Genomic DNA, 11,011 nt, shown 5'->3' with positions numbered 1-11,011 from the left:
CTGCCGTTCTGCGTGCAGCCGGGCAAGCGCGGCTCTACATTTACCGCGAGTATGCCCGCGGTTCGCTCCCGGCGGGAGCCGCATAGCGATCCCGCAGTTCGGTCTGGCGCGAGCGCATCGGCATCGCCTTGCCGCCCAGCCACACCTGTTCGGCATAGTGCGCCACATCCAGCGGATCGCCTTCCCATAACACCAGGTCGGCCAGCTTGCCCGGTTCGATGCTGCCGATCCGGTCACCCACCCCTAGCACCTGCGCCGGCACCCGGGTGAGGCCGGCCAGGCCGTCCTGCCAGGGCAGGCCGTTGGCCACGGCGTTGCCCGCCAGCTGGCGCATCTTTCGCGCGTTGTGCGAGGCATCGTCGCGCTGCGCGAAGCTGACCTCCACGCCCGCCTTGCGCAGGCGCGCGGCATTTTCGAGGGTGGCCCCCAGCTGGTCGAAGCTGGTGGGCAGGTTGCCCAGCGCGTCCACGAACACCGGCACCTGGGCCTGCGCCAACTGCGGCGCGATCCGCCACGCTTCGGCACCGCCGGCAATGGCGATCTTCACCTTTTCGCGTGCTGCCCAGCGCAGCAGCTGACGGATGTCGGCAGCGCGGTCGACTTCGACCACCAGCCGCCCCTGGCCGGCGAGGTAGCGCGCCAGGGTGGCGCGGCCGGCCGGGGTCAGCAGGGCATGCGGCGAATCCGCGGGCACCCGGCCGCGCGCTTCGCTGACCATCTGTTCGAGCAGCATCCATTGCGCGGCGCGCGAGCTGCCGGTGAGCTCTGCACCGGGGGCCCCCAGGCGGATGTACAGCGCCAGCGGGCCGATGGGATCGGCACTGCCGTCCAGCCGCATCACGCCGCCCTGGCCCGCGATGAAGGAACCGCCGGTATTGGCACCCAGTGCGGTGAAGCCGATGCCGTCCAGGCGCGCCACCGGAATCAGCACCGAGGCGGGGTTGTAGGCCAGGCTGACGTCGAACTCGGGGCGCAGCGGCTGGTCCTCCAGCTTCAGCGTGCTGTGCACGGTCGACGACTCACCTGAGACCTCATCGATGCCGATGTCGGTGATGCCGCCAAACAGGGCCGGGGTCAGCGGCTTGCCCGCCGCTTCCACCACGCTGGCACCTGCCGGGGCAGCCAGGCCGGTGCCCACGGCACGGATCACGCCGCCCTGCACCAGCACGTCGGTATGTTCCAGGCTGCCGCGTGCGGTCGCGGTGTGCACGGTGGCGTTGCGAATCAGCACGTCCTGGGCAAATGCCGGCGCACTGGCCAGCAGAGCGGCCAGGGCCGCGGTCAATGCGAGGCGGGTCATGGGCGTGCCTCCTGGCCGAGCATGAAGTCCGACAGCGGCTGCCGGCGCACATCCACGCGGTCGAACACCTGGTGGCCGTCGATATAGACCTTCTCGGCCTGCGCATAGGAACTGAAGGGGCTGCCGTTCCAGACCACCACGTCGCCCATCTTGCCCACCTCCAGGCTGCCGGTCTGCTGTTCCACGCCCAGCGAGCGCGCGGCGTTGTAGGTCAACCACATGATCGCCCGCTCCGGCGCGATCTGCATGCCGGCACGACGCGCGTTGGCCATCACCTTGGCGGCCTCCTGGTTGAGGCGCTGGATGCCCTCGGGGGAATCAGAGTGCACGATGGCGCAGCTGTTGGCCGGGCGGTCCACCAGTGCGATGTTTTCCTGGATGCCATCGAAGGCTTCCATCTTGAAGCCCCACCAGTCGGCCCACAGCGCGCCGCACACACCTTCGGCGGCGAGTCGGTCGGCCAGCTTGTAGGCCTCCACGCCGTGGTGGAACGCGGCGATCTTGAAGCCGAACTCCTTGGAAAGGTCCAGCATCGTGGCCATTTCATCGGCGCGATAGCAGTGGATGTGCACGCGGATGTCGCCGTTGATCGCGCCAGCCAGCGTGTCCAGCTTGAGGTCGCGCTTGCCGCCGGCATCGCCGGCGCTGTCGCCCTTTTCGTCGCCACTGAACCAGCGCTTCTTCTTCACCTTCTTCGGGCTGTTCTTGGCGAGGTATTCACTGGCGTCGATGAATGCCGCGCGGTAACCGGCCACATTGCCCATGCGGGTACCCGGAGCCACGCCCTTGCCGCTGCCGTAAACGCGCTTGGGATTTTCGCCGCAGGCCATCTTCAGCCCCCACGGCGCACCGGGGAACTTCATCGCCTGATAGGTGGTGGCCGGTACATTCTTCAGGGTGACACCGCGCCCGCCGACCAGATTTGCCGAGCCCGGCAGGACCTGCATCGAAGTGACACCGCCGGCCAATGCGGTGGCGAAGCCCGGATCCTGCGGCCACACCGAGTGTTCGGCCCACACATTGGCCGTAACCGGTGCGGTCATCTCGTTGCCGTCGCTGTGTGCGCTTACGCCGGGGCTGGGGTACACGCCCAGATGCGAGTGCACGTCGATGATGCCGGGGGTGACCCACTTGCCCCGTGCATCCACCTGTACCGCGTCGGCCGGGGCCTGCAGCGCGCTGCCCACGGCCGCAATGCGGCCGTTGCGCAGCAGCACGTCGGTCTGTTCCAGTCGCGTGCCGGTACCGGTCAACACCGTGGCGTTGCGCAGCAGCACCGGAGCCGAGGCGATCGGCGCGTAGGTGCTGGGGTAGGGGTCTTCGGTGAACCGCGAGGCGGAATTTGCCGCAGGCGCAGCCAGTGTCAACAGTGCCAGGCCAAGCCCGGCGCTCAAGTGCGTTCGCATGTTTTCCCCGAGGTGCATCAGTGCAGACCCCCGACGCTAGCGGCTTGATGGGGCGCTTGCCAAGTGCCGGTCTTCACAGCCAGGGCGGCCAGACACTTGTTTCAATCGTGTGACTGTGTTCTTGTCGGTATGTGCTGACTTTGCCCATTGGCTGTGCCGAAGGTGGTGTCGCACTGTTCGAGCATGCCGCGGAGTGGCATGCATTCCTCGCCGTTCTCAAGGAAGTCGCATCTGATGACCCAGCGTTCCACTGTTCGTGTTATCGCACGTCGCCCCGTCCCCAGCCTGCTTGCCTCGGCCATCACCGGCACATTGATTGCAGCGCTCGCGGTTCCTGCTCTGGCCGCCACCCCGGCCGACACCCTCTCCAGCTACCAGCAGCAGCGTGTGCTGCAGCGTGCAGCGTTTGCCGACCACGATCAGCGCGTGTCGCTGGTGAATGCTCCGATCCGGGTCAATGCTGCACCGCCTTCCGAGTCGGAGCCGATCAACGGCACCCCCGGCGATGCCGCCAGCTGGCGCACCGCCGAATTCCAGGCCGACTGGGGCCTGCAGGTCATCAATGCGGACGCCGCCTATGCGCGTGGTCTGACCGGTAAGGGCATCCGCCTGGGCGTGTTCGACAGCGGCAGCGGTCTGGACCACGACGATTTCGCCGGCAAGGACCACCGCAGCATCAACATCGCCGATGTACTGGCCGATGGCACGCGCTGCACCAACACCTCCGTCCTGACCGGTCCGGATGCCTGCTTCAGCAGCGATGGCGACGATGTGGCGATCGATTCGGTGGTCTTCGACGACAGCGTGCCGGAGAACATCCGCGAGATCATCCGCAATGGTCCGTACGTGCAGCCGGGTATCAACTACCAGACCCACGGTACCCATGTGGCAGGTACGATTGCCGCCAATCGCGATGGCAACGGCATGCATGGCGTGGCGTTCGGTGCCGACCTGACCGCCGCGCGCCTGTTCTTCAATTCTGCCGCGCAGTGGCAGGCGATGCCCGGCGGTGGCTATTCGGTAGTGACGCTGGGCGGCGTGGGTCCTGATTCCACCGCGGTCGAAGACATGTACGCGCAGGTGAACGCCCAGGGCGTGCGTGCGATCAACCACAGCTGGGGCCTGGCCAACGAGCCGGATGAGGAAGATTACGACCTGATCTACCAGGACCCGGGTGACCGTGAGTACCTGAACACCTATGCCGAAGGCTCGCGTACCAATGGCATGATCCAGGTGTGGGCGGCCGGTAACAGCGGCCCCAATGCGACGCCGGAATCGAGTCCGGCCGCCGGCATCTACGCCACCCTGCCGCGCGCGTTTGCCGACATCGAGCCGTACTGGCTCAGCGTGGTCAACGTGAACCAGTCGCTGACCCTGGACGATTCGTCCAACCGCTGCGGGCTGAGCGCGAACTGGTGTCTGGCGGCTCCCGGCACTGACATCCTGTCCACCGTGTACGGTGATGATTCGCAGATCAATGCGCAGCTGCTGACCGGTGACCAGGGTGAGTTGATGCTGGACGTGATCTCGCGCATGCCCACCTATGACTATGGGCTCAGCACCGGCACCTCGATGGCGGCACCGCATGTCACCGGCGCGCTCGGACTGCTGTTCGAACGCTTCCCCTACCTGAGCAACGCGCAGGTACGTGACGTCCTGCTGACCACCGCCACCGATCTCGGCGAGGAAGGTGTCGACGACATCTATGGCTGGGGTCTGATGAATCTGGCGGCTGCCATCGAAGGCTACGGCCAGCTGCGCGTGGACACCGACGTGGTGATGAACCAGAAGGCCGGCGGCCTGAAGGTGTGGGAAGGCGACGCGTGGGACGACTGGACCAATGACATTGGTGGCCCCGGTCATCTGACCAAGTCCGGCATCGGCTGGCTGCGCCTGAGCGGCGACAACAGCTTCAACGGGGCCACCGTGCGTGAGGGCGTGCTCGAGCTGGATGGCGTCAATACCCTGACCGGCGCGCTGGATGTCACCGGTGGTCAGTTCCTGCTCAACGGCACCCTGCGTGACATGGCCTTCAACAGCAGCGGCGGCAGCAGCGTGGTGAGCGCCAGTGGCGTGCTCGACAACACCGACCTGACCATCAGCGGCGGCGTGGTGTCGTTCAATGGTGTGCAGGACGGAGGCACCACGCTGGTCAGCCGCGGCGGTACGCTGAAGGGCATTGGCCGTCTGTCGGATACCCGCGTGGAGGGCATCATCGCGCCCGGCAACTCCATCGGCACCCTGACCATCGATGGCGACTACGTGCAGACCGCCACCGGCGTGTACCAGGCCGAGCTGGCCCCGGGCAGCCTCAGTGACCAGCTGATCGTGACCGGCAGCGCCAGTCTCGACGGCACCCTGGTCGCGCTGCCGGAAGCCGGCGTGTACTACCTGGGCGAGCAGTTCAACTTCCTGTCGGCCGAAGGCGGGGTCAATGGCCAGTTCGCCACCACTGACTTCTCCGCGTTCTCGCCGTTCCTGCAGTTCAACCTGGTGTACGAAGCGCAGGGCCTGCATATCGATGTCATTCGTGGCAACGCGCTGGCCTCGGCGGCAGCGACCAGCAACCAGGTCACCGTTGCGCAGAGCATCGATGCGATGGCGATCGACCAGGGCCTGCCGCGTCCGCTGACCCAGCTGTTCCCCGAACAGGTGGGCGCGGCGCTGGACAGCCTGAGCGGTGAACTGCATGCGGCCACGCCGATGCTGCTGGTGGAAAGCAGCCGTTACGTGCGTGATGCCGCATTGGGTCGTTCGCTGGCACAGCGCGCACCGGGTGCGGACGAAGGTGCGGTCAGCGGGGCCTGGGTGCAGGCCATCGGTGGCAGCACCCGTCTGGACGGTGACGCCAACACCGCGCGCAGCGAAGGCAACAGCAGTGGCCTGCTGGTCGGTGCCGATCACCAGTTCGCTGGCTGGCAGATCGGCGCACTGCTGGGTACTGGCCGCACTGACCTCAAGCAGGGTCAGGGCCGCCGCGCCAAGTCCGATATCGACAACACCCACTTCGGTGCCTATGTGGGCCACCGGTGGGGCGGTTTCGGCCTGAAGGGCGGTCTGGGCTACTCCCGTCACGACGTGGACAGCCAGCGCAGCCTCGCCTTTGCCGGTTACCAGGACACGTTGTCGGCCAGCTACGACGCCACCACCCGACAGGCCTTCATCGAAGGTGGCTACCGCTTCGGCGGCGTGCAGGGCGGGCTGGAGCCCTACCTGCAGGTGGCGCGGGTGGAAGTGGATGTCGATGGCATCACCGAGCGGGGCGGCAGCGCCGCGCTGAGCGGCGAGACGGCGGATACCCGCACCACCCTGGCCACCGCCGGTGTGCGCTTTGACCGTGGCCTGAAGGCGGCCTGGCAGCAGGATGCCTGGCTGCATGTGGTGGGTGGCGTTGGCTACCGCAAGGCGTTTGGCGACCGCGACCAGGTGGCCGATCTGGCTCTGGCCGGCGGCGACGCCTTCCAGGTGACCGGTGCAGCCATTGCCGACAACGCGGTCGTGGCCGAACTGGGCCTGTCGGCCTGGTTGAGCCCGCGCCAGCAGCTGGAGCTGGGCTACAACGGCCAGTTCGGCAGCGAGGGCCGTGACCACAGCATCAACGCGCGCTGGTCGCTGCAGTTCTGATCCGGCCCGGCCGGTAGGGGAGAAAAGGCGGCCATGGCCGCCTTTTTTCTTGCCATTTCTCTCACCAGCCGGAGAATTGCCGCACGCAATAAAAACAAGAAGAACGGGCCATGAAGAACAAACAGGACATCGTGCAGAACTGGCTGCCGCGCTACACCGGCGTGGCCCTGGACCAGTTTGGCGAACACGTGCTGCTGACCAACTTTGGCGGTTATCTGCACACCTTTTCGCAGCTGACCGGCGCGCCGATCCAGGGCTTGGACCGGCCCATGGCCAGCGTCACCAGTGACGGCATCACCCTGATCAATTTCGGCATGGGCAGCCCCAATGCCGCCATCGTGATGGACCTGCTTTCTGCGGTGATGCCCAAGGCGGTGCTGTTCCTGGGCAAGTGCGGCGGGCTGAAGCGCAAGAACCAGCTGGGGGATCTGATCCTGCCGATCGCGGCCATTCGCGGCGAAGGCACCTCGGGCGACTACCTGCCGCCGGAAGTGCCGGCGCTGCCGGCGTTCGCGCTGCAGCGTGCGGTATCCACCACGATCCGCGACCTCGGTCACGATTACTGGACCGGCACCGTGTACACCACCAACCGCCGGGTTTGGGAGCACGACGAGGCGTTCAAGGAAAGGCTGCGCCAGATGCGCTGCATGGCCATCGACATGGAAACGGCCACGCTGTTCGCGGCTGGCTTTGCCAACCACATTCCGATCGGGGCGTTGCTGCTGGTCTCGGACCAGCCGATGATCCCGGAGGGGGTCAAAACCGAAGCCTCCGATGCCAAGGTGAGCTCGGAGTTCGTGGTAAACCATATCCAGATCGGTATCGAGGCGCTTAAGCTTATCCGGCGCAACGGCAAGTCGGTCCGCCACCTGCGCTTCGACGAATGATGCAGACAGCCAGGGCAGGCGTCACCACGACGGCCTGCCTGCAGGGGTATGGAATGGAGATGGCGACGAAGGTAGTCGAATTCTGGACGAACGCGGGACCACAGAAGTGGTTCACGCGCGATGCTGCGTTCGACGCGCAGTTCCGCGAGCTGTTCCTGGACGAGCACTACGCGGCGGCCAAACGCGCACGTGAGCACTGGCTGGTCAGCGCAGAAGGGGCACTGGCACTGATGATCCTGCTCGACCAGTTCCCCCGCAACTGCTTCCGCGACACTGCCCATTCCTACGCCACCGACGGATTGGCGCGGCATTACGCCATGCGCGCGGTGGAGGAGGGGCTGGACCTGGAGCTGGTGCCCAAGCTGCGCGCCTTCATCTATCTGCCGTTCGAGCATTCCGAAGACCCGCAGGACCAAGAGCGTTCGGTGGCGATGTTCGACGCGCTGGGCGACAAGGAATACCTGCAGTACGCCGAACTGCATCGCGACATCATCCGCCGTTTCGGACGCTTCCCGCACCGCAACGCCGTGCTCGGTCGCATGCCGACACCGGAGGAGCTGGATTATCTGGCCGAGGGTGGTTTTTCCGGCTAGGGACAAACGAAAAACGCCGGCAATGCCGGCGTTTTTCGTAGGTGACACGCCATGCGTGTCACACCGCGTGGATCAGTACTTCGGCACCGCGTTGTCCACGTCTTCCGACCAGGCGTCGATGCCGCCGGTGATGTTGTGGACGTTGGTGAAGCCCTTGGCGCGGAACTGCTCGGCGGCCTGGGCGCTGCGGCCGCCACGGTGGCACAGGAAGGCCAGCGCGGTGTCCTTGGGCAGCGCTTCCAGACGGGCACGGTTGTCGCCGTCGAAGGTCTCGAAGCTCGCGTTGATCGAGGCAATCGCGCGCTCGTCGGCCGGACGCACGTCCACCACCGTGATCGTGCCCGCGCGCAGACGGTCGTCCGCGTCACGCACGCTCAGTTCCTGTACCGGCTTCGGGGCATTCGGGTTGTCGATCGCCAGACCCTTGCCGCGGATGTCGTCCACCCAGTCGATGGTGATGCCTTCTGCGCGACGTGCGCTGGAGACGTCAAACTGCACGCGCAGGCCGTTCGACTCTGCTGCGATGGCGTTGTCGTCGTGCGGCACCAGCTGGAAGTTCGGCTGGAAGCTGGCGTCGATGCTCAGCTGCAGCGATGCACCCGGCGCATCGGCCAGCGCGCCACGCAGCATGTCCACCGCGGCCGGGGTCACCGTGATGCGCGGCGGGGTGCGGTCCGGCGCGGCCAGGCCCAGCACGCTGCTCAGTTCGCCGCTGCTGGCCATCTGCAGAATGATGTCGCTACCGCCCACCAGCTCGCCTTCGATGTACAGCTGCGGGATGGTCGGCCATTCGCCGTAGACCTTGATGCCTTCGCGGATTTCCGCGTCGGCCAGCACGTTGACGTGGGCAAACTCCACGCCCAGGTCCTGCAGCGCGCCCACGGCCTTGGCCGAGAACCCGCACTGGGGCATGGTCGGCTGGCCCTTCATGAACAGCACGACGCGGTTGGCGTTGAGGATGGATTCGATGCGCGAGCGCAGGGCGGGATCAAGGGACATGACGTTAGGTCCGGGATATTCGAACCCCCCATTCTACGCGGCATGGCATCATGGGGCATGACCGATCCGGAAACGTTGCATCGCATTCCCCGCCGCCCGTGGCGCTGGCTGCCCTGGCTGGTGGCCTCGCAGCTGCTGGTGGCCTTGGCCTGGTGGAAGGCCGGCTGGCTGGTGGGCCTGCCCCTGATGGTGGCCTCGCACGCCCTGTTCATGGTGCCGGTGTTCCTGCCCAACAGCCGGTTCTACGCGCCCGTGCTCAGCCGCCTGCCCGGCACCGCCCCGCGCGTCTGGCTCACCATCGACGATGGTCCCTCGGACGAAACCCCGGCCGTGCTCGACCTGCTCGACCGCTATCAGGCCAAGGCGACCTTCTTCCTGGTCGGCGAACGCGCCCTGGCCCGGCCGGACCTGGTCCAGCAGATGCTCGCGCGCGGGCATGACCTGGGCAACCACAGCCACAGCCATCCACAGACGCGTTTCTGGCGCTTGGGCCCGGCGCAGATGGGGGCGGAAATCAGCGCCTGCCAGCAGGCCCTGACCGAGGTCGCTGGTGCGCCGCCGCGCTGGTACCGCTCGGTGGTCGGCATGACCAACCCGTTCGTGGCCCCCGCGCTCAAGCGCCTCGGGTTGACCCGGGTCGGCTGGAGCGCGCGTGGCTTCGATGGGGTCAACTGCACCCCGCAGTCCGTGCTGGAGCGCCTGCGCCCGGACCTGCGGGCCGGGGCCATCGTGCTGCTGCACGAAGGGGCCGCGCACGGCCACAATCTGGCGATTATCGAGGCGGTGCTGCAGGAGCTTCAGGCGAAGGGGCTGCGGGCGGAGCTGCCGGATGCGCGCGCTCCCATTGCTGATGTGCCCAGCTCCCCAGTGAGGCCTGCGCCCACAGCAGCGTAAGCGACAACCCCAGCGCCAGCACCCCGGTCACCCGGCGGCGCTGGTGCTGCAGTGCGCTGCCGATGCCCAGCAGCAGCGCCAGCACGCTCAGCCCGACGCCAATGAACAGCAGCACCAGCAGGGCCACCGGCACCTCCTGCATGTCTTCATAGGCGGGGCGGTGCGCCACCTGCGCGGTCACCGCAAACACCACCAGCGCGCACAGGCTCACCACCAAGGCGGTGATGCCCAATGCGGAATGACGGGGACGGTCCTGCATGCTCAGCCGCGCGTGGCGGTGAACAGCCAGTTGTTGAACGGGGTGTTGCCGTACAGCGGGGTCATCTGCAGCTGCAGCCCGGCAGCTTCCAGCGGCGCGCGCACGCTGGCGGCGTCGGGGTAGTGGCGCGGGCGGGTGCCCATCCAACCCACCAGATGCGCCAGCATGTCGGTGATGCGGGTGGTGCGATCGCGGCCACTGTTGTCGGCCAGCACCGTGCGGATCACCAGGTGGCCACCCGGGGCCACCCGCGCGGCGGCGTTGGCCAGCAGTTGGGGCTGTGCCTCGGCCGGCAGGTACTGCAGGACGTCGAGCAGGGCCACGCTGCCCTGGTGCGCCGGCAATGCCGCGCTTGCATCCACGCAGTCGAAATCGGTGCCGGTCAGCCCGGCGCGGCGATCCGCGCGTACCGCGCGGGCGATCTTGTCCGCATCCACGTCCACGCCCAGGTACGGCATGGTCTGGCCGTCCTGACGCAGCACATGCGCCAGCAGGCCGAGTCCGCAGCCGATGTCGAGCAGGGGCTGGGTGTCGCCGCGCAATGCGGTCAGCACGCCCGGGAACAGCGGGTCGCTGCCCAGCTTGCCGCGGGTGTAGTAGTAGTCGCGGCGGTTGCCGAAGCGCTGCGCCGGCATGAACGCATCGGCGATGCGGCGGGCCTGTTCCCTGGCCAGTGGTAGGGCGTCCGTGCTCAGGGGAGTACCTCGTCGTTCAAGTGCCGGTACGCGACCGGATACGCCTGCTCGTACCACAGCGTGTACAGCGCGGCGGAAGGATGCAGGCCGTCGTCGGCCAGCATGGCCGCCTCGCCACCGCGTGCGCGGCTGACCGGGGCGGTGTCGATGAAGGCGATGTTGTGTTCGGCGCACACCGCCGCAGCGGTTGCGTTGTAAGCATCCAGTTCGCGCGCGATCTGCGCGACGTCACGCCCGGAACCGGCCGCGAACGGGGTCACGCCCCAATCCGGAATGGCCAGCACCAGTACCCGTTGCGGGGGCGGGCCCGCCCACCCGCCCGCGCGCGGCCCCCCGGGGGGGGACGGGGGGGGG

Annotated in this window: 9 protein-coding genes; 4 read left to right on the top strand and 5 right to left on the bottom strand. The window is 67.2% G+C overall.

Going from position 1 to position 11,011, the window contains the following annotated elements; translation table 11 throughout:
- Positions 1 to 40 precede the first annotated feature (40 nt).
- Together QMX83_RS16885 and QMX83_RS16880 are read right to left on the bottom strand one after the other, a co-directional pair.
- A complete protein-coding gene (locus QMX83_RS16885) occupies positions 41 to 1,300 on the bottom strand; it encodes an amidohydrolase family protein (RefSeq protein WP_282297796.1) in 1,260 nt (419 codons plus the stop codon).
- On the bottom strand, positions 1,297 to 2,706 hold the full coding sequence (locus tag QMX83_RS16880) for an amidohydrolase (RefSeq protein ID WP_282297795.1): 1,410 nt from the start codon (positions 2,704 to 2,706) through the stop codon (positions 1,297 to 1,299). Before QMX83_RS16880 ends, QMX83_RS16885 begins: the two co-directional genes overlap by 4 nt.
- A gap of 234 nt (positions 2,707 to 2,940) precedes the next feature.
- Here QMX83_RS16880 and QMX83_RS16875 point away from each other — a divergent pair, with 234 nt between their 5' ends.
- From QMX83_RS16875 to QMX83_RS16865, 3 genes are all read left to right on the top strand, one after another.
- Complete coding sequence (locus QMX83_RS16875; RefSeq protein ID WP_282297794.1) at positions 2,941 to 6,330, top strand: autotransporter domain-containing protein; 3,390 nt, start codon at positions 2,941 to 2,943, stop codon at positions 6,328 to 6,330.
- 110 nt (positions 6,331 to 6,440) lie between these two features.
- Positions 6,441 to 7,217 carry an AMP nucleosidase gene (locus QMX83_RS16870; RefSeq protein WP_282297793.1) on the top strand — a complete coding sequence of 259 codons (777 nt, stop codon included), beginning with the start codon at positions 6,441 to 6,443 and terminating at the stop codon, positions 7,215 to 7,217.
- 53 nt (positions 7,218 to 7,270) lie between these two features.
- Positions 7,271 to 7,810, top strand: coding sequence for a DUF924 family protein (locus tag QMX83_RS16865; RefSeq protein ID WP_282297792.1), 540 nt, complete (start codon positions 7,271 to 7,273; stop codon positions 7,808 to 7,810).
- A 72-nt stretch (positions 7,811 to 7,882) separates the two neighbouring features.
- Here the strand turns inward: QMX83_RS16865 and grxD are convergent, their stop codons facing one another.
- Entirely contained in the window at positions 7,883 to 8,809 is a 927-nt protein-coding gene (gene grxD / locus QMX83_RS16860; RefSeq protein WP_282297791.1) for a Grx4 family monothiol glutaredoxin, read from the bottom strand.
- A 57-nt stretch (positions 8,810 to 8,866) separates the two neighbouring features.
- Between grxD and QMX83_RS16855 the strand changes: the two genes are divergently transcribed.
- Positions 8,867 to 9,703 (top strand): polysaccharide deacetylase family protein, encoded by an 837-nt coding sequence (locus tag QMX83_RS16855; protein ID WP_282297790.1) that lies wholly within the window; start codon positions 8,867 to 8,869, stop codon positions 9,701 to 9,703.
- 261 nt (positions 9,704 to 9,964) lie between these two features.
- Here the strand turns inward: QMX83_RS16855 and QMX83_RS16850 are convergent, their stop codons facing one another.
- Positions 9,965 to 10,636, bottom strand: a complete 672-nt coding sequence (locus QMX83_RS16850; RefSeq protein WP_282297798.1) for a methyltransferase domain-containing protein — start codon at positions 10,634 to 10,636, stop codon at positions 9,965 to 9,967.
- Between the two features lie 17 nt (positions 10,637 to 10,653).
- Positions 10,654 to 10,941 (bottom strand): SGNH/GDSL hydrolase family protein, encoded by a 288-nt coding sequence (locus QMX83_RS16845; RefSeq protein WP_282297797.1) that lies wholly within the window; start codon positions 10,939 to 10,941, stop codon positions 10,654 to 10,656.
- Positions 10,942 to 11,011: the final 70 nt, after the last annotated feature.

Origin of the sequence: Stenotrophomonas sp. PS02289 (assembly GCF_029960115.1) — a bacterium.
Classification (GTDB): Bacteria; Pseudomonadota; Gammaproteobacteria; order Xanthomonadales; family Xanthomonadaceae; genus Stenotrophomonas.
Note: the sequence above shows the minus strand (reverse complement) of the source record. Positions and strands in the feature narration are given on the sequence as shown.